We start from the raw sequence: 18428 nt of genomic DNA on the forward strand, positions 1-18428 counted from the left end.
CCTGCAATAACGCAACCGGCCGCCGACAAGCGTCATACCGGGTGGAGTGTTCGGCAGGCCGGGCGGTGGAACAGCGATATCACTTGTAGGGGTCTGCGGCGTCCCGCAAGCCGTCGCCGAGGAAGTTGAACGCCATGATGACGAGGATGACGGGCAGCATCGGCAAAAGCAGCCATGGATAGAACGCGATCACGCTGACGCTGCGCGCCTCGGTGAGCAGGATGCCCCAGCTGGTTATCGGCGCCCTCAAGCCGAGCCCGAGGAAGCTCAGCGCCGTTTCGCCCAGGATCATGCCAGGGATGGAGAGCGTCGCCGTCGCGATCAGATGCGACATGAAGCCGGGAATGAGATGCCGCCTGATGATGCGGCTGCTCCCCGCGCCCATCAACTGCGCGGCCAGAACGTAATCCTCCTCGCGCAAGGCCAGAAGCTTTGAACGCACGGCTCGCGCCAGTCCGGTCCAGTCGAGCAGCCCGAGGATGACGGTGATGCCGAAATAGATCAGGATCGGACTCCACGTTATCGGCATGATCGCCGCCAGGGCCAGCCATAGCGGAATGCTGGGAATCGATTGCAGGACTTCGATTATCCGTTGGACGATCAAGTCGAAGATACCGCCGTGATAGCCGGCCAGTCCGCCGATGACGATGCCGAGCAGGAAGCTGAAACTGATGCCGACGAGGCCGATAGTCAGTGAAATGCGTGCGCCATAGATCATGCGCGAGAGCACGTCGCGCCCCAGCCTGTCGGTGCCCGCCAGAAACAGCTGCCCGTTTTCGGCAGGACAGACAAAATGCCTGTCACCTTCGATCAGGCCCCAGAACCGATAAGTGTCGCCCTTGCAGAAGAAACGGAGCCGTTGAACGTCGTCGTGGTTCTCGATGTAGTTCCGCTTGAGCGTGTCCATATCCAGCGTCATCTGGCGGCCATAGACGAACGGCCCGACGAACTCGCCATTGTGGAACAGGTGCACGTGCTGCGGCGGCGCATAGATGTAGTCCATGTTGCGCGAGTGCAGATTGTAGGGCGCCAGGAACTCGCAGATCAGTATCCCTAAATACAGCACTGCCAGGAATATGCCGGATATAAGCGCAAGCCGGTGTTTGCGGAATTTCCACCACATCAGCCGCAACTGCGATGCCTGAAAGACCTTCGATTGCTCCGGCGTCATCGCCTCGACCGACTGCAGGTCGAAAGGCGCGCCGGAAATGTAGTGTTGCAGTGGAGCACCCGGAGCGGGCAGCGGCGAGTCCTGCTTCATTTGGTGCTGCCACCCTGCAAACGAATTCGTGGATCAAGCAGCGCCAGCGCCAGGTCGGAAATCAGCACGCCGATAACCGTCAGGAAGGCAAGGAACATCAGGAATGACCCTGCCAGATACATATCCTGGCTTTGCAGCGCCTTGATCAGCATCGGCCCGGTCGTTTCCAAAGACAGAACGATAGCCGTGATCTCAGCGCCGGAGATGATGGCCGGCAGGATCGAGCCGATGTCGGAAATGAAGAAGTTGAGCGCCATGCGCAGCGGATATTTGACCAGCGCCTTGAACGGATGCAGGCCCTTGGCGCGCGCCGTAACGACATATTGCTTGTGCAGTTCGTCGAGCAGATTGGCGCGCAGCCGCCGGATCATGCTCGCCGTGCCGCCGGTGCCGATGATCAGGACCGGGATCCAGAGATGGGCGAGGATCGACTTCGCCTTGGCCCAGCTCATCGGCTCGCCGAGATATTGCTGGTCCATGAGGTGGCCGATGGACGTGCCGAACCAGATGTTGGCGAAATACATCAGGATCAGCGCCAGCATGAAATTCGGAATGGCAAGGCCGAGAAGGCCGAAGAAAGTCAGGCCGTAGTCGCCCCAGCTGTATTGATGCGTGGCGGAGTACATGCCGATCGGAAAGGCGATGAGCCAGGTGAAGATGATCGTGACGAAGGAAACCAGCACGGTCAGCCACATTCGGTCGCCGACGACGTCGCGAACCGGCAGCTCATATTCGAAGGAATAGCCGAAATCGCCGTGCAGCATCCCGCCCACCCAGTAGAAGTAGCGAATGACCGGCGGCTGGTCGAAACCATATTCCTTGCGCATCATCTGGATGCGGTCGGAATCCACCGCTTCGCCCTGGGCCCGAAGCTCAGCGACATAGCTGTCGAAATAATCGCCCGGTGGAAGTTCGATGATGGTGAACACCAGCGCCGATATGACCAGCAGCGTTGGAACCATCACGGCGATGCGCCAGACAAGATATCGAAGCACGCTCAGGAGCCTCCAAGCCAGAATGTGTCCGGCATGTAGACACCGAAATAGGAGGTCGGGTCATAGCCGAAAAGTGCCTTGTCAGGCAGGTTGCGCAGCCGCGAGGATACCAGAATCGGCTGATGCGTTGCGTTCACCGTGCCTATTGAAAACACCTGATCGGTGTAGATCGACAGCATGGAGTTCCAGATTTCGGCGCGCTCGCTGGCTTCGGTCGATCCGTTCCATCGCTTGAGCAAAGCCATCAACTCGACCACTTCAGGAAGATCGGGCGCCTCACCCATCTTGCCATGGGACAGATAGTGAGCACCCCAGAGCGGCCACTGCAATTGGTCGTCGATGGTGGGGGCCAGTTGGTACGGATTCATGTCGGCGGTCGGCACGCCATTGTCGATGCCCGACCACATCGACATCATGATCTGGCCGCCAAGCGCGCGGCTGCGGAAGATGTCGCGCTGCGAAGTCCGGATGAACAAAGCGATGCCGATCTTGCGCCAGTGATCGGTGATAAGTTCGAGCGCGTCGGTTTCCAGCGTGCTTTCGCCGGCCGTTTCCACGATGATCTGCGCAGAGCGTCCATCCGGAAGCATCCGCACGCCGTCATCGTCACGGGCCTGAAGCCCGACCTCGTCTAGCAGGGCATTGGCCTTGTCGGGATCATGGGCGATCCAGGCTTTCGCGTATTCCGGCCGGTAGAGCGGGCTCTCCGGCAACACCGTATCGGCACTTTCCTGCGCCAATCCATAGAACACGGCCATGTTGATCTCACGCCTGTCTACAGCAAGCGAAAGTGCGCGGCGCACGCGCACGTCTCTCAAAAGGGCACGCCACACCGGGTCGGCACAATTCAGATTGGGCAGCAGCGCCAGCCGCGAGCCCTGAGTGCGTTTCCATAGATGCATCTTCACCGGGTAGCGCTTCTCCGCATCCTTCAGGAAGGAGTAATCGCTGAAGTCAATTCCCATGCATTGCAGGTCGCTCTCCCCCGCACCGGTCTTGGCCGAGATGATCGCCGACGAGCTGACATTCATGATGATCTGGTCGACATAGGGCAGTTGCCGGCCATTCTCGTCTATTCGATGAAAGAACGGGTTGCGCTCGAAGATAAACTGCTCGGCTGGCGGCTTGGTCCGGTTCCGCCAGGGATCGAGCGTCGGCAATTCCGGGTTCTCTGGGCGATACTGCCGCGACATGCGGATATGCAGGAGCGTCCATTTCTTGGCCCGGTTCTCCTTCATCAGGCCGGCGAGCCGGAATGGATCCTGGTATTTCTTGTGGAACTGCTTGAGATAGGCGGCCGGCAGAACGAGCGATATCGGCGCGGCAGCAGCGAGCTTGGGCAGGAAGTCGGGATTGGGCGCGTCCCAACTGTAGCGCACCGTCAGCGGATCGACGATCTCGAAGCGCGGCGGCTGGCCGTCCGCCAGCAGGGTCGGGGCGAGCCCCCCTTGCGAAAGCTCATCGTTCAGCCAGACATCTTCCCAGCAATAGCGAAAATCCTCCGGCGTCAGCAGGCTGCCGTCGGACCATTTATGGCCTTCCCGTATCTTGAAAGTGAAGATGCGATCATCCGCTACGTCGAAACTTTCGAGAATGTCGGCATGCAAATTAAGTTTTTCGTCATAACCGACCAGCCGGGAATACCCGTAGATCGTCATCATCCGGATATCTTTCTGGCTGCCGATGATCGTACGCAGCGTGCCGCCATACTGGCCGGGCTGCCGGCCCATCGCAGCGAGGTTCAACGCGCGCGGGCTCTTGGGCAAGCGCTCAGCGAGTGCCGGCAACGCCTTGGCCGTCAGCTGCGGCTGAAGAAAATCCGGCTCCAGATCTCCGGCACGCGCCGTGCCCGGAAGAAGTGCCGAAGCCATCAGTCCAAGGACGGTGCGACGACTGATCAATGGCGTAGCTCGCTGATATCGGCCGAACGTCGGGCCAGCACGAGGTGGCCGCCGCCAAGATCGATCGGCGACAGCGTATCCTCCTCACCCTCGTCGTGGAATTGCGGTCCCCATGCGCTGGTGTCGGAAGCGCCGCCGAGGTTCAGCATCTTGAAATCCATCGGCCGGTCGAGATCAGGGAAGGGGACTGCGGCGAGCAGTGAGCGCGTGTAGGGGTGGATCGGTTTCCTGAGCAGAATTTCGCGCGGTGCAAGCTCGACGATACGCCCGCCGCACATCACAGCGATGCGGTCCGCCATGTAGTCCACCACCGCAAGATTGTGGGATATGAACAGGTAGGTCAGGCCCAGTTCCTTCTGCAGGTCCTTCAGAAGGTTCAGGATCTGCGCCTGCACGGAGACATCGAGCGCCGAAACCGGCTCGTCGCAGATCAGCAGCTCAGGCCCCAGCGCCAACGCGCGCGCAATGCCGATACGCTGACGCTGCCCGCCGGAGAAGCTGTGGGGATAACGCTGGATGAAGCGCGGATCGAGCCCGATTGCCTGCATCAGGCTCTTGACTGTGGCTAGCCGGGACGCGGCATTGCCACGTTGATGGATTTCCAGCGGCTCGCTCAAGATGTTTTCCACTGTCATGCGAGGCGAAAGCGACGAAACCGGATCCTGGAAGACCATCTGGAGTTTCGCCCGCAGCAAGCGCAGGGCGTCTCCCTCTGCTTCCAGGACGTCGATCGGTCCGTCGCGGCCGTTGAAGATCACGGAGCCGCCGGTAGGGGTGACGGCCCGCATCAGGATCTTGCTGACGGTGGTTTTGCCGCAGCCGCTTTCGCCAACCAGGCCCAGGCACTCACCCCGCCTGATGTCGAAGCTCACGCCGTCCACGGCGCGAACAGAGGTTTGATTGCTCCCGCTGAACCATCCGGAGTTGCGGATGGTGTAGACCTTTTTCAGATCCCTGACCGACAGCAGAATGTCGTCCGGCCCTTTCGCTTCCGGCGCCGTCTGCTTGCCCAGCAGGGTCCCGACATTCACCGGCACCTCGCGGAGCGCCTTCAGCCTTTCGCCAGGCTTCAGGTCGAAATGCGGAACGGCTGCCATGAGGCCCTTCAGGTAAGGGTGGCCTGGCCGGCGGAATATTGCCTCCACAGGGCCCGCTTCCATGATCTCGCCATGGTACATGACGACCACCTCGTCGGCGACATTGGCAACCACGCCGAGGTCGTGTGTGATCAGCAGCATTGCCATGTTGAGCTTGGTCTGGAGTCCACGAAGCAATTGCAGGATTTGCGCCTGGATGGTGACGTCCAACGCCGTTGTCGGCTCATCGGCGATCAACAGAGCGGGCCGGCAGATAAGCGCCATGGCGATCATAGCGCGTTGCCGCAATCCTCCCGAAAGTTCGAACGGATACATGTCGTAGGCGCGCTTGGGATTGGGAAACCCGACGAGGCCGAGCATTTCCTCGGTCCGTGCCTTGCGCTCCGTCCGGTCCATGTGCGTATGAATCTGCAGGGATTCGCTGACCTGGTTGCCGATCGTGTGCAGCGGCGACAGCGATGTCATCGGCTCCTGAAAGATCTTGCCGATGCGGCTGCCTCTCAACGCCCGGATTTCGGGTCCGTCTCGCGGCATCTGCAGGATATCCTGCGTCGTGCCGGGCTTTTTGGGATCGGAAAACAGGATACGGCCGCGAACATGGGCCGTGTTCGGCAAGATGCCCATCACCGCCTGGCTGAGAACCGATTTTCCGGAACCGGACTCACCGACAAGTGCGGTGACCTTGCCGGGCAGGACGCGAAGATTTGCCCGCCTGACGGCATGCAACGGTCCCCCGACAATGGCAAAAGAGATGCCAACATCTTCGATCCGCAGCAGATCAACGCCTGCATCCATTCCCACACCAGCCCCAATCTGGCGCCTCCCGACCGGCCCCAAAAAGCAAGACTAGCGCATTGTCAGCGCAGAGCAACTTGGATTCGAAACGAATTCCCCGGCGACCGGCGGCCGGACAGCATACCAGGGCGTCCAGATCGGATGGTGGTGACTACTGGAGCTTCCTCCGGTCGCCCGCCGACAGCCGCGCGGCATCGCGATGAAGCAGCATGACCTGCTCGGCGTCCGATATCCGATCGTGAAACGGCTGCAGCGCAGCGTCTTCATCGAGTGCGAGAGCACCCGACAGATCGGGTGAAAGCACCGTCAGCTTCTGCTTGCTGCCCGCCAGTTCCTCCTCGCCGAGCGTCAGCCAACTGTTGGCCCCGCAATAACCGGCGAAGTCCTTGCTGGCGAGAACGCTGTGCGGATATTTCTTGGTGAGGGTCTGGAGACGCTGGACCTCGTTTACAGCCGAGCCGAAGACGGAGAATGTGAGTCGGTCGGTAAGCCCGACATTGCCGAACATCACATTGCCGACATGCAGGCCGATACCAAATTTTATATCGCCCAGTCCTTGCTCTTTTCTGCGCAGATTGAGCTCCATCATGCGCATGCTGGCCTTGTGCGCAGCCGCAAGAGCAGCCTGGCAGGCGATCTCTGACTGCGCGCGGTGCCTTTCGCAGGGGTAGACGGCAATGAATCCATCCCCCAGGAAACTCATGATCTGCCCGCCTTTGCGATTGAAAGGTGCTGCGATGGCATCGAAAAACTGGTTCAGCGTATCGATATAGACTTCGCGGCCGGAGGTTTCGGCGAGCCTTGTCGACCCGCGCATATCGCCCATCACCAGCGCGGCCCGGATTGTATCGCCCTCGCCGCGCTTGATCTGGCCGTCCAGCACGCGCCTGCCGGCGTCACCGCCGAGATACGTGGTCATCATGTTGTCGGCGAGCTTGGTGAGCACCGCCATCTTGCTTGCTATAGCGAGATGGTTCTGGATCCGCAGCAGCGCCGAAATCATGCTGTCGCTGAAGCCTGAAGCACTGTCGGTGGACCAGGACCCCAACATGCCCTGACTTGTATCGCCGTTGAAGGGATGGACGAAAGCCATGTAATCGGTGACGCCCATAAGCCTGAGCTCATCGAAAACAGGAAACTCCGACCGCACCGACGGGTCGAGCCGGCGCCGCAGATGGTCGAGCTTGTTGCTGAGCAGATGGTAGTATGGGCTGGTCAGGAATCTGTCGGAATGGACGCCGTTCTCACTCCGGAAGCCTTCCACTTCCAGGCCTTGGCCGCGAATCCAGGTGAAACCGAGCGCGTCATAAAGCGGATGCAGCATCGAAAAGCTCAAATGCACCCGCTTCAGCGGCAGGCCGGCAGCAGCCAGCCGTTCACAAAAACCCTTGACCAATGTTTCCAGGTCGTCGCCCGCCAACGCCGATTGGGTCAGCCAATCGGCAACCTTATCCATGAGAATGTTGGAAATTTCTGCTTGCGCTGTGCTCATGCTATCTCGAAACCCGTCGAAGACGAGCCATCTCCTTTGATCCGCAAATTCTCGAAGTCAATGAAGCCGGCTTCGGGGGCAGAAGCCGGCGAAGAATATCCCAAATGACTGTCCTTGCAGGAAGCAAGCAGACGTCGACCGCACAAATCACCTGCGACACTATGTGGCGAGGCTGCCGGCGAAGTGCAATCCCGATCCTGACATCGCGCAAAAAATTGGTCGGCTCAGGCACCGTCGGGCTCGCCGGGTCTCAAGAACCATGGCCGAGGCGCATTGCGGAAAATCGATTTCCCCAAGCCGTCGTCAGACCGGCGCCTTCGCCTTCAGGCTTGCGGCAGCCATTGCATAGCCGCCGGCGGCGCCATCGATGAAGTGAACATGATCGCGCTGCAGCGGCGAGATGACGAGGCATGTCATCAAGGCCGACTTCTGGCGGTGTAGGCCATAGTTGCAGATGCCGGCCTCTTCCGCCTGTTTCAGCCGGTTCTCGATCCGCTGCAACACATCCGCGTCGACGTCGATGGTCATCTTCAAGCCGTCGTCGAACTTGCGGAAATCCGAATTGCTGGCCACCTCGCGCTTGTAGACCTTCGGGTCGAAACCGCCGATCGTCCAGCCCAATTTGTCGGTGACGGCCGTAAGCGTCATCAGGAAGATCACCCACAGCTTGGCCAGCCACCGCCGCCCCGGCGGCGCCGTGGCCCGTGCCTCGACATCGAGACCGGCGGGCAAGAGACTATAGGCCGGACCGTCCACCGGCACCGGGTGGCCATCGCGCTCCTGCCTGCCGGCAAGGGCGATGATGTCGGAAGCCAGAAACTGGAAACCACGCAAGTCGCGCGATGCCCCCGGCACGGCTATGATCGAGACAATTTCGCCATGCCGGGCTTCGATCGGGTTCCAGCGGCAGGAGAGGCCGGTCAGATCCGGCCGCGCGCCGGCCGGGGCGGGGTCGACGCGGTAGCGCCCGGCTTTCATTTCGGCTTCCGCCCAACTGCCGCCGCCGCCGGCGAACATGGCATAGAAGGCTGCTTCGGAGGCCTGGAACCTCGCCACGCGAACGTCGAGGCCTTGCGCTCTTATGTCCTTTATCGGCACGATTGCGGCACGCAAGGTCAGGTCCAGTTCGTCCGCCACCCATCTCTGGACAGAAGCCAGCGCGTTACGGGCGATCTCCAGCGCCGAGCCGGGAAACGCCACGAGCGCGCCGTCGCCGCCGAAGACGAAGGGAAGATCTTGCCGGCCCAGTGCATTGAGCAGCGCCGAAATGACGCTGGCGCCGGCCATATTGACGGTTTTGTAGCGCCCGGCCTCGATCGCCTTGGTCGAGCCGACGATGTCGGCGGTGGCCAGCGCCCAGCCATCGGGGAGAGGCCGATAGTTGTCGATATCGGCAACGCTTTCGAACTTTGCGAAGACCGGCAAAGAAGCGACGAACGGGTCGGACGCGACTGCTGTTTCCATAAGCATCAGATAGCACATTCCTGCGCTTGAAGGTGAAGTCGATCATGCCTCGAAATTGACTTGGGCAGGCTTTGCGATGATAGGATCGCGCGATGCGAATTGCCTTCTACGCCCCGCTGAAGTCGCCCAATCATCCCGTTGTCTCCGGCGACCGCCAGATGGCACGGATGCTGGTCCAGGCGCTGCAGCATGGCGGGCATAGCGTCGAACTGGCATCGGAGTTGCGCTTCTATCTACGCCAGCCGGAACCGAAAAGTTTCGATGCGCTCATGATCGAGGCCCGGGACGAAGCCGCGCGACTGACAAGGCTTTGGGACCGTGACGGCAAGCCCGATCTCTGGTTCTCCTATCATCCCTACTACAAGGCGCCCGACCTGATCGGGCCCGAGCTGGCGTTGGCCTTTGCTGTCCCCTATGTGACGGCCGAAGCCTCCTATTCCGAACGGCGCAACGCCGGTTCGTGGGCCGATAGCCAGGCATTGGTGGCGCGAGCCATCGAGCAGGCGGCGCTGAACATCTGCTTCACGCAAAGGGATCGCCAGGGGCTGGCGGATGCTGTTCCCCACGCCGCTCTCGGTATGCTTTCACCCTTCATCGACACATCGGCATTCCACGAAATGCCGGTACTGGATTATCCGACGCGCCTCGTGACCGTCGCCATGATGCGCCCGGGCGACAAGGTCTTGAGCTATCGCATGCTGGCGCAGGCGCTCGGGTTGATCGGCCACCTCCCCTGGACGCTGTCGGTCGTCGGGGACGGACCTGCCCGTGACGAGGTAAAGGCTCAATTCGCCGGCTTGCCCGCCGACCGTATCGAATGGCTTGGCGCGATTGAGCCGGTCGCCGTGCCGGATGTCCTCTATCGCGGGGGAATCTACGTCTGGCCGGGTTACGGCGAGGCCTATGGCATTGCCTATCTTGAAGCACAGGCCGCCGGCCTTCCGGTGGTGGCTCAGGACATTGCCGGCGTGCCGGAGGTTGTGCGGCATGGCCAGACCGGGTTTCTCACCCCGCCGGGCGATCTGGCGGCGTTCGCTTCCGCAATTGCAAGGCTTCTGGCCGATAATGACGAAAGAACCATCATGGCTGCAGAGGCCAGACGTTTCGTTCTCGAAGAACGCTCTCTCGGTGCTGCAAAGGCCCGTCTTGCGGAACTTCTCAAGATGATCCCGTTGTCATGACATCCGACCCGACTTGGCAGCCCCTGGTGGACGAGCTGGCGCACCGGCAACGGGCGGGCCGCAAGGCAGAGTTCTGGCTGCGCGACGATGACGCCGTGGATCCAACGCCGGCACTCGATCGCTTGCTCGACCTCACCGGTGACTTCGCGGTTCCGGTCACTCTGGCCGTCATTCCGGCCCAGACCGACGGGAAGCTTGTCGTCCGGCTTGACGCGGCGCCGCATGCCACGGTCGCCATTCATGGCTGGGCGCACCGAAATCATGCGCCCGAGGGTCAAAAAAAGCAGGAGCTCGGCGCGCATCGGCCACGCGAGGTGGTGCTGGATGAGCTGGCCGGCGGGCTGTCGCGTGTAACCGGCCTGCACGGCGCACGTGCGGTTCCGATGCTGGTGCCGCCCTGGAACCGGATCGATGTCGGCCTGGTACCCGACCTCGGATCGATAGGATTTGCGGCATTGTCGGTGTTCGGGCCGCCAAGGCCGGCTTCCCTGGCGGTCATCAACAGCAATGTCGACATCATGGATTGGCATGGCACGCGCGGCTGCCGCGATCATGGTCTCTTGGTTCAGGCCATCGTCGCGCAATTGCAGCGTGCATTCGACGGCGGCGAACCGGTCGGCCTGCTCACCCACCATCTCGTCCATGATGAATCGGCATGGCTTTTCCTCGAACGGCTGTTCACGATCACCGCGCGGACCGACGCCTGCGCATGGCTTCCGATCAGCACACTGACAGAACGCAGCGCCGGAAAATAGCTCAGCGCTTTTTGTGCAAGACTGGAAATGTGAGCGTCTGGCCATCCCGCGCCGCAAAAGCGCCGGCAAATCTGTTTTTGGCCAGTTTCTCCATCTCGTCCAGCTCATCGTCGGTGCGTGCCGGATCGTGGTGAAACAGCGCAAGCCCGCGCGCGCCGGCCGCCTCGCAGAGCTTGACGCCCTGTTGCCATGTCGAGTGCCCGTTGCCGCGGTAGCGCTCCATTTCCTCCTCGGTGTAGGTGCAGTCGTAAATGACGAGGTCGGCATCTCTGATCAGGCCGAGCACCGCCTGGTCGAGTTTGCCCGGCTCGTGCTCGGTGTCTGTGATGACCGCCACGACGCGGCCCCCCCATTCGACCCGGTAGCCGATGCAGCCGCCCGGATGGGTAAGACTACCGGTTCGTACAACAACTCCTTCGCGTGGCCGAAGCAGGTCTCCGGATGCGAAATCGCGGCAGTCGAGGCTCGCCTTGCAGACACCGAGTGTCACCGGAAACCATGGCGGCCGAATGAATTCATCGACCATCTGCCGCGTCGTCATGCGTCCAGCGAGATGCCCGGACCAAAGCGTAACTTTGATGCCTCGTTCATAAATAGGCTTGAAAGCCGGCAGCCCGATGATGTGATCGTAATGGCAATGGGTAAAAAACAGGTCGAAATCGGTGACGCCCGACGCTCGAAGCGTCCTGCCGGCAGGCCGCAGGCCGGAGCCCGCGTCGAACAGAAGCGTATGATTGCCGCATTGCATCTCGATGCAGATCGTGTTGCCGCCATAGCGAGCAAATTCTGGCCCCGACACCGCAATGCTGCCGCGCACGCCCCAAAACCTGACAAGGAAGAAATCGTCGTCCATGCACCCTTTCGCCCATCGTAGCCAACCAACTGCTGCCAGAGTCGTTCCAGGAAAGGTGTGACACGGTTCCGGAAACTGCATCCAAACAAAGAAACAGAGCGGCTCGCCGCTTCAGTGCAACTGTGAATCGCTCTCGGCCGTTCGTGCGTCGATCAGGTCCGCGGTCGTACTGCTTAGCCTATCGGCAAGAACCCGCAATATCTCGATGGTCATTTCGGGAAACTCCTTCATAAGCCTCAGGAAATGGTCCTTGCGGATTCTCAAGGCCTCCAGCTCACTTGCCGCTTTGACGGTGGCAGTACGGGAGCTGTTGCACAATATGGCAATCTCGCCAACGATCGAATTTGGCAGCAATTCGGCAACTTTGATCGGCCCATTGTCGGAATCGACCAGAATATCCGCGCTGCCAGAAAGGATGACATAGGCGGCGTCTGCCTCGTCGCCCTGCCGGAAAAGAATCTGGCCGGCACTGTAGTTCACGCGATCGGACGTGAACGCGAGCAGCTTGAGCTTTGTCGGCTCGATGCCAGAGAACAAGGGAACGCGTTGCAGCATTCCAACTTCATCCTTGAGCAGCATTGTCGCAAACCTTCCTGAATTCGCGTTTGCCAGACTATGACACAAGTTCCTTGAAGATACCGTTTCCCGCCAAGAGTGTCTCGTGTGTTCCGTCTTCCACCAATTGGCCTGAGTCAAAGACCACAACCCGGTCGAACATCGTCGCCATTGCCGGATTCGTCACCACCCACACAATTGCCGGCGAATGGCCGTCGCGTCTGGCTTCGTCGAGCACATTCCGCAGCACCTTGTCCTGCACGCGCTGGTCGAGCGCCGACAGCGGCCGATTGAGAATGAGGAAATCGGGACGCTTGAGCAAGGCGCGGGCAACATCGAGCTTCTGTCGCTGTCCGCCGGTCAGCCGCCTGCCGGCGGCGCCGACGTTGAAGTCCAGGCCGACATCCAGAAGCTCGGCATAAAGCCCCAGTTCGTCAAGAATATCATAGACGATGGAGCGAATGCGGTCCGGCGCGTCGGGATGGTTGTTGCCGACACGCCCGAACAGGACGTTGTCCATGACGGTGGCCGCGGCGATGTATTTGGCAGGGTCAAACCGTTCGACAGCTTTCTCCAGCTCGGCCGGCAGGTTTTCATAGAACTGGTTGCGTGCAGCGATGATCTTGCTCATCAGCTCGTCGGTCAAGAGGCCGAAGCGATGCCGGGGCTCGATATAGGCAAAGCTCAACGTGACCATCATGGCGCGGTCGTTCTCCGAAACCGCATCGTAGGGGCGATTCTTGAGCCGTTGCAGCAAGGTTTCGTAGGCGGGTATCTCCTCGGCGCTCATGAAGGCGAGCTGCTGGAAGAACTGGTGTTCGGGCGGCAGGTCGGCAAACAGCTCGATCGCCTGTTCGGCGATCTCCATGCCCATTTCGTAGAGCGTGCGGTCGAGGCCGGCTTGCTTCAGCACGGAAGCAAAATAGGGATTGGACGCCAGTGCCTTGTGAGCCAGTTCGGGGCCGGCCGCAGCGCCGAAGAGCAGGTTCTGGCCGATCGTCGCTTCCTTGTTGTAGGCGCCCGGTTCAAAAGGAACCACCAGCGCGCTCAGGCCTTCTTCCTCCAACCGGGTTCGCAGCGCCGCACGCAATTCGACGATCCGCTCGGCAAGCTTCGTGTGGCGCTTGAGGTCGGCCGAAGAGCGCAAGCCAAGATCCAGAATGTCGCGCGACAGAAGAACCGCGTCGAGCACCCGGCGCACGGCTTCGAAGAGGTCGTGCGGGCCGGTGGCGCCGGCGGAGGCATAGTTGATCCAGTCGCTGCGGATATCGAGATCCGGATTGCCCGACCGGCGCGCCTCGTCGATATTCCAACGGTGCTGGTCCGCCGCTGCGCCGTCATATGTCACCGATGTCAGCGGCGCATGCTTCAAACCGTAGAGCAAATTGTCGCGCAGGCTTGCCTGGAACAGGAAAACATCCGACGAAGCGTAGGACATGCGCCGGCCGGTCACGGCTTCGGGGAGATCAAGCAAGTCATCGGAGCCCGAAACGATCCTTCCGCTGTCCGGCCAGGTCAGCCGCGCAAAGGCTTCCGCAAGCGCCTCCGCTCCCCCTGTTGCGGTGCTGACCAGAGCCACCGTCTCACCCGGCTTGACCTCGAGCGAGATGCGATTGAGGAGCATTGCGCCGCCATCGTCTGCTATCGACAGGCTGACCGCCGACAGCGGCTTGGTCATCGGATCGGGATCGTCGACCGTCAGTGCTCCGATTTCCGGCGCGATGATATTCTCGACGGTGAACTGTTCGACGACCTGCTGATATTTGACCTGGACATCCTGCCGGTCCTGATCCCAGTCGATCAGTTCCTTCATCGGTCCGGGCAAGTCCTTGTAAGCGCCGATCACGGCCACGAGCTGGCCGACATCCAACCTCCCCTGGATGACCAGATAGCCACCGATCATGTAAAACAGAAAGGGCGTGAGCTGCGCGAGAAAATTGTTGAGGAACTTTACCATGAATTTCCATTGGTAAAGATCGAAGCGGATTTTGAAGATGAGCCCGAGCCGGGCTGCTATGTCGGCGCGCTCGTAGTTCGACGTATCGTGGACGTGAACCGCGCCGATGCCGTCGACGATTTCGCCAACCCGGCCTGAAAGCGCGCGCGCCGTCAACTGCCGCTGGCGCCCGAGCACGAGCAGCCGCCGCCGCATTCGCGGGATAAGCACGATCTGGATCGCCACGATCACGACCGCTATCATTCCGAGCCAGACGTTCTGGACCATGATGAACAGCATGGCCGTCAGCGCCTGGCCGCCGAGCAGCACCGGCTGCAGGAAGGCATCGCCAATGAAGCCGCCCAGCGGCTCCACCTCGTCCTTCACCATGGTCGCCACTTCGGCGGATTTCACCCGCTTGAAGTAAACCGGCGGAAACCGCAGCACACGATCGACCAGATCGAAACGAATACGCCGCAGCATGCGTTCGCCGAGCCGGCCCTTGTAAGTGTTGATGTAGAGCTTGAACAAGCCGTTGATGACGACCAGCAAGAGGAAAACAAGGCTGAGCGCAAGCAGCGTCGACGTGCGGTCGAGCTGAAAACCGGAGAAGAACTGCACCTCGCCGATGAACGGCAGGTTATAGTGCAACCTCATGAATGGCAGGGTCGCGCCCGGTTGCTCGAACCCCTTGCCCTGGATCGGGCCGTTGACGATCAGCTTCGGCAGGTCGAACGACATGAAATACGGGACCATCGAAAGCACGACGATCATCAATATCCAGAGCTGCTGCTTCCTGGTGTGCGTCCAGATATAGCGGGCTAGGCTGGTTTCCATATGCGATTGTCAGTTTGAAGGATGCAGAATGTAAAGGCACCTGCTGGCGAATGGTGTATCGGCCATGTCTTCGCTGCCATCGACCAGTTCGAAGCGGCAGCTGCGCGCCAGACGGATGGGCGCCGATGGTCCGGACAAATGCAATCGGCCTCCTCCGGTCAATGGCGAAACGGCTTGCGCCACAGTCGCGTCCGCAAGTCGAACAGGCTTGCAAGAGGCAAGATTGCGTTGTGTCGCCCGAAATCCCAACATAGAAGACGAATATGATGGATGTCACGCAACCACGCAATGCCGGCATGGGTGGGCATGAGCAAGCCCTGGACCTCACGCGGGGAATTGCCGCCTATGTCGACCACCCTCTCGTGGCCGGGCTGGCGCGCGTCATCGCCAAGCATCCGCAGGCCGATATCGCCAATGCCTTCAACCACAAGCAGGTCGCCTGCAAGATGTGGGCGCTCGACAGGCTGTTCGAAAGCTGCGGCGGCCGGTTCGAGCGCATATGGGTTCTGGGTGGATGGTACGGCGTATTGCCGGCGATGCTTTTCAATGACGCCCGCTTCGACATCGGGGCGATCGACAGCATCGACATCGATCCCGAAGTCGGCGCGGTCGCCCGGACACTCAACCGGCAAGCCGGCGAGCGGTTTCAAGCGCTGACGGCAGATATGTACACACTCGACTATGCCGCCGGCGGGCCTGACCTGGTGGTCAATACGAGCTGCGAACACATAGCCGATCTCAGCGCCTGGCTTGCCCTGCTTCCGCGGGGTACGAACGTGCTGCTGCAGTCGAACGATTATTTCAGCGAGCCGACGCACATCAACTGCGTGGCGTCACTTGCAGCCTTCGAAGCCATGGCGGCGCTGCGGCAGATCAGGTTCTCCGGCGAATTGCCGACAAAAAATTATACACGCTTCATGCTGATCGGAGCTGTTTGAAGCGCTCGCACAGGATTTGCGCCGAGCGCCGCGCCCCTTCCAGATCGAGACGATGCGCGGCTGGCGGCGGTCCGGCAAGCGCCTGCTCGATCGCATGCGCCAGACCTTCAGGCGTCAGGTCCTGTTCCGTCAGCACCGTTGCAAGACCGAGCTCTTCGAGCATCAGAGCGCGACGCGTCTGCTCGGTTTCCCCGCCGGCTGCAAATGGAACGAGCAGCGAGCGACACCCCGCGCGCATGACATCGCAGACCGTGTTGTAACCCGCCTGCGAGACCGACAGGCGGGCGCCGGTCAGCAGGCTGGCGAAATCCTCGCGGAACCGGAAGATGGACAGGCGTGGGGAGGCATCGCGTGAAATCGCGTCAAACTCGTCCTTCGGCAGGTTTGGGCCGGTGATCAAACACCATGTCCAGGCGTTATCGGCATTTCGCGCCGCCGCGACGGTGGATCTGACAAGGCTCTTTCCGGCCGCCCCGCCGCCAACCGACACCAGAACGTCGAAGCGCTCTGAGGCCGCTTGCGCCGGCGGCGCGGCAACGAGCCCGGTGTAGGCGACCTCGGCCCTGATCGCCCCAGCCAGCGGAAATGTCTTGTCGATGGTTGCGAAAGCCGGATCGCCATGGACCATGACAAGATCGAAATGCCTGTTGACGAGATCGACCGTTTCTTCGTTTCGGCTCGGCTTCACGCGCTCCTGAAGGATGTCGCGGACGGACGCCGCCAGCAGCGGTCTTGGCGATGTCGCTTCGATGGCCTCGATCAGTGGCAAGAGTTCGAAACGCATCTGCCGGCGTCCAAAGGGAAACGCCTCGATAATGACGATGTCGGGCCTGTAATTCCGGAAAGCCTGCAGCAGCATCTCTGAGCGCCGCGTCTTGAAATCATCGTCGATGGCTTTGCCCTGCAGGTCGACAAGTCCGGAAAACCCTTCGTCACCGGAGGTGACAGGCGGCAGGGTCACGGATTTTACACCCGATCCCGGAAATCCCGCGATCGGCGCTCCGCCGGTCACGACGGTGACGTCGAACCCGTCATCGACCAGAGCCGCCGCAATGCGGCTGGCGCGCGCGAGATGGCCGATGCCGAGCAGGTGCTGAACATAGAAGAAAGCGCGCAGCCGCTTCATTCGGCGACCCGCCACTCCCGCTCGAACAGTTCCTTGAGCTGTCCAATGCCTGCCACATGGTCGAAATTGCTTCGCACGCGCCGCTCCGCGGCGTCGCCGAGGCGGGCGCGCAGGACGGGATCGCGGATCAGGCGCTCCAGCGCCTGTGCCAGGGCAGTCGGGTTTTCCGAGGGAATCAGCAGCCCGGTTTCATCCGACGATAAAAGCTCCGGCACGCCGGAAATATCGGTCGACACGCAGGCAAGCCGCTGGCTGGCCGCCTCCACCAGAACATTCGGCAGGCCGTCCCGGTCGCCGTCCGCGGTGATCCTGCAGGCCAAAGCGAAGATGTCGGCGCTGCGGTAGTGCTCAAGCACCTCCTCCTGCGCCAGCGCGCCTTTCCAGGAGACGCGCCCCTCCAGCCCGAGCCTTTGCGCCAGCGCCTTCAGCCGCTTCAGTTCCTCGCCGCCACCGATATGCTCGAAACACCACGCCAGATCGCCAGGCAAGAGGGCAAGAGCCTCCAGCAACGTATCATAGCCTTTCTTTTCAACGGCGCGTCCGACACTCAAGATCATGACCGGTTCGGCCGGCGCCGAGCCGTCACGCTGTTTTCGCGCCTCGCCGAAACTGCCGAAGCGGTCAAGGTCGAGCCCATGATAGCTCAGATGCACGGACGAACTGCCGTTGGCGAGTTTTTTCAGATGGTCGAAGCCGGTTTTCGTGCACGTGACCGTCCAGCGCGCCGAGGAAAGCTTGCCGGCCAGATCCCAGTCCGCCGACGTCCAGATGTCCTTGGCATGGGCTGAGCAGCTCCAGGGCAAGCCACGAAGCTGGCTGGCATAGCGCGTCACCGATGCCGGCGTGTGCGCGAAATGGGCATGCAGCCATCCGGCATCTTGCGGCCATTCGGCCGCCAGCACCAGCGCTTGCCCGAAGCGCCGCGCGCGATTGCGGGTAAAGTCGCGGCGGATATCGGCAGCGAGCGATTTGAGCGCGCGCCAGAAGCCAGGCCGCGGCAGACAGGCAAACAGCGACCGAAGCACGCGCAGCGGCTCTCTGTGCAGATATTCCGGCAGATAATGGACGGGGGCCTTGATCTCGTCATGCACGGGATGACGTTTTGCGTCGGTCGGCCGCCTGAGCGCGAAAAGTATCAGGTCGAACCCCGCACGCTCCAGACCGAGCAGCTCCTGCGCGATGAAGGTTTCCGACAGCCGCGGGTAGCCCTTCAGAACCACGACGATCTTGCGGTGTTGCAAC

The 18428-nt window shown here is 61.2% G+C and carries 14 protein-coding genes; 3 read left to right on the forward strand and 11 right to left on the reverse strand.

Annotated features, from left to right (window positions below):
- Positions 1 to 79: 79 nt before the first annotated feature.
- The 6 genes from NKI64_RS19410 to NKI64_RS19435 all read right to left on the reverse strand — a co-directional run bounded on the left by NKI64_RS19410 (position 80) and on the right by NKI64_RS19435 (position 9023).
- Positions 80 to 1261, reverse strand: a complete 1182-nt coding sequence (locus NKI64_RS19410) for an ABC transporter permease (protein WP_031193182.1) — start codon at positions 1259 to 1261, stop codon at positions 80 to 82.
- Positions 1258 to 2256, reverse strand: coding sequence for an ABC transporter permease (locus NKI64_RS19415; RefSeq protein ID WP_023672136.1), 999 nt, complete (start codon positions 2254 to 2256; stop codon positions 1258 to 1260). Before NKI64_RS19415 ends, NKI64_RS19410 begins: the two co-directional genes overlap by 4 nt.
- Positions 2257 to 2258: 2 nt before the next feature.
- Complete coding sequence (locus tag NKI64_RS19420; RefSeq protein ID WP_023740137.1) at positions 2259 to 4157, reverse strand: ABC transporter substrate-binding protein; 1899 nt, start codon at positions 4155 to 4157, stop codon at positions 2259 to 2261.
- On the reverse strand, positions 4154 to 6049 hold the full coding sequence (locus NKI64_RS19425; RefSeq protein ID WP_023745921.1) for an ABC transporter ATP-binding protein: 1896 nt from the start codon (positions 6047 to 6049) through the stop codon (positions 4154 to 4156). Before NKI64_RS19425 ends, NKI64_RS19420 begins: the two co-directional genes overlap by 4 nt.
- Before the next feature lie 151 nt (positions 6050 to 6200).
- Positions 6201 to 7541 (reverse strand): adenylate/guanylate cyclase domain-containing protein, encoded by a 1341-nt coding sequence (locus NKI64_RS19430; RefSeq protein WP_023672139.1) that lies wholly within the window; start codon positions 7539 to 7541, stop codon positions 6201 to 6203.
- Between the two features lie 303 nt (positions 7542 to 7844).
- On the reverse strand, positions 7845 to 9023 hold the full coding sequence (locus NKI64_RS19435) for a DUF3095 domain-containing protein (RefSeq protein ID WP_031196755.1): 1179 nt from the start codon (positions 9021 to 9023) through the stop codon (positions 7845 to 7847).
- 74 nt (positions 9024 to 9097) lie between these two features.
- Here NKI64_RS19435 and NKI64_RS19440 point away from each other — a divergent pair, with 74 nt between their 5' ends.
- Positions 9098 to 10186, forward strand: a complete 1089-nt coding sequence (locus NKI64_RS19440) for a glycosyltransferase family 4 protein (protein ID WP_023834527.1) — start codon at positions 9098 to 9100, stop codon at positions 10184 to 10186.
- On the forward strand, positions 10183 to 10941 hold the full coding sequence (locus tag NKI64_RS19445; RefSeq protein ID WP_352669471.1) for a polysaccharide deacetylase family protein: 759 nt from the start codon (positions 10183 to 10185) through the stop codon (positions 10939 to 10941). Before NKI64_RS19440 ends, NKI64_RS19445 begins: the two co-directional genes overlap by 4 nt.
- A gap of 1 nt (position 10942) precedes the next feature.
- Here NKI64_RS19445 and NKI64_RS19450 read toward each other — a convergent pair whose 3' ends face one another.
- The 3 genes from NKI64_RS19450 to NKI64_RS19460 form a co-directional block, all read right to left on the reverse strand.
- Positions 10943 to 11794 carry an MBL fold metallo-hydrolase gene (locus tag NKI64_RS19450; protein ID WP_352669474.1) on the reverse strand — a complete coding sequence of 284 codons (852 nt, stop codon included), beginning with the start codon at positions 11792 to 11794 and terminating at the stop codon, positions 10943 to 10945.
- A 111-nt stretch (positions 11795 to 11905) separates the two neighbouring features.
- Positions 11906 to 12373: a cyclic nucleotide-binding domain-containing protein gene (locus NKI64_RS19455; RefSeq protein ID WP_023672144.1), complete on the reverse strand. Its 468-nt coding sequence runs from the start codon at positions 12371 to 12373 to the stop codon at positions 11906 to 11908.
- 34 nt (positions 12374 to 12407) lie between these two features.
- Positions 12408 to 15122 (reverse strand): ABC transporter transmembrane domain-containing protein, encoded by a 2715-nt coding sequence (locus tag NKI64_RS19460; RefSeq protein ID WP_023687623.1) that lies wholly within the window; start codon positions 15120 to 15122, stop codon positions 12408 to 12410.
- 266 nt (positions 15123 to 15388) lie between these two features.
- On the opposite strand from NKI64_RS19460, the gene NKI64_RS19465 reads away from it, so the two are divergent.
- On the forward strand, positions 15389 to 16060 hold the full coding sequence (locus tag NKI64_RS19465; RefSeq protein ID WP_081726163.1) for a class I SAM-dependent methyltransferase: 672 nt from the start codon (positions 15389 to 15391) through the stop codon (positions 16058 to 16060).
- On the opposite strand, the gene NKI64_RS19470 is transcribed toward NKI64_RS19465, so the two are convergent.
- On the reverse strand, positions 16038 to 17186 hold the full coding sequence (locus tag NKI64_RS19470; RefSeq protein WP_023740144.1) for a glycosyltransferase family protein: 1149 nt from the start codon (positions 17184 to 17186) through the stop codon (positions 16038 to 16040). The genes NKI64_RS19465 and NKI64_RS19470 overlap by 23 nt on opposite strands.
- Complete coding sequence (locus NKI64_RS19475; protein ID WP_352669477.1) at positions 17183 to 18427, reverse strand: glycosyltransferase; 1245 nt, start codon at positions 18425 to 18427, stop codon at positions 17183 to 17185. Before NKI64_RS19475 ends, NKI64_RS19470 begins: the two co-directional genes overlap by 4 nt.
- Position 18428: the final 1 nt, after the last annotated feature.

The sequence above is a fragment of the Mesorhizobium sp. M0478 genome (genome assembly GCF_040321305.1).
Taxonomy (GTDB): Bacteria; Pseudomonadota; Alphaproteobacteria; order Rhizobiales; family Rhizobiaceae; genus Mesorhizobium.

Bases quoted from the DNA above. Each gene is read 5' to 3' on its own strand.
- NKI64_RS19410 (WP_031193182.1), bottom strand. From the start codon at position 1,261: ATGAAGCAGGACTCGCCGCTGCCCGCTCCGGGTGCTCCACTGCAACAC.
- NKI64_RS19465 (WP_081726163.1), top strand. From the start codon at position 15,389: ATGGATGTCACGCAACCACGCAATGCCGGCATGGGTGGGCATGAGCAA.
- NKI64_RS19425 (WP_023745921.1), bottom strand. From the start codon at position 6,049: ATGGATGCAGGCGTTGATCTGCTGCGGATCGAAGATGTTGGCATCTCT.
- NKI64_RS19450 (WP_352669474.1), bottom strand. From the start codon at position 11,794: ATGGACGACGATTTCTTCCTTGTCAGGTTTTGGGGCGTGCGCGGCAGC.
- NKI64_RS19435 (WP_031196755.1), bottom strand. From the start codon at position 9,023: ATGTGCTATCTGATGCTTATGGAAACAGCAGTCGCGTCCGACCCGTTC.
- NKI64_RS19455 (WP_023672144.1), bottom strand. From the start codon at position 12,373: ATGCTGCTCAAGGATGAAGTTGGAATGCTGCAACGCGTTCCCTTGTTC.
- NKI64_RS19470 (WP_023740144.1), bottom strand. From the start codon at position 17,186: ATGAAGCGGCTGCGCGCTTTCTTCTATGTTCAGCACCTGCTCGGCATC.
- NKI64_RS19430 (WP_023672139.1), bottom strand. From the start codon at position 7,541: ATGAGCACAGCGCAAGCAGAAATTTCCAACATTCTCATGGATAAGGTT.
- NKI64_RS19445 (WP_352669471.1), top strand. From the start codon at position 10,183: ATGACATCCGACCCGACTTGGCAGCCCCTGGTGGACGAGCTGGCGCAC.
- NKI64_RS19440 (WP_023834527.1), top strand. From the start codon at position 9,098: ATGCGAATTGCCTTCTACGCCCCGCTGAAGTCGCCCAATCATCCCGTT.
- NKI64_RS19460 (WP_023687623.1), bottom strand. From the start codon at position 15,122: ATGGAAACCAGCCTAGCCCGCTATATCTGGACGCACACCAGGAAGCAG.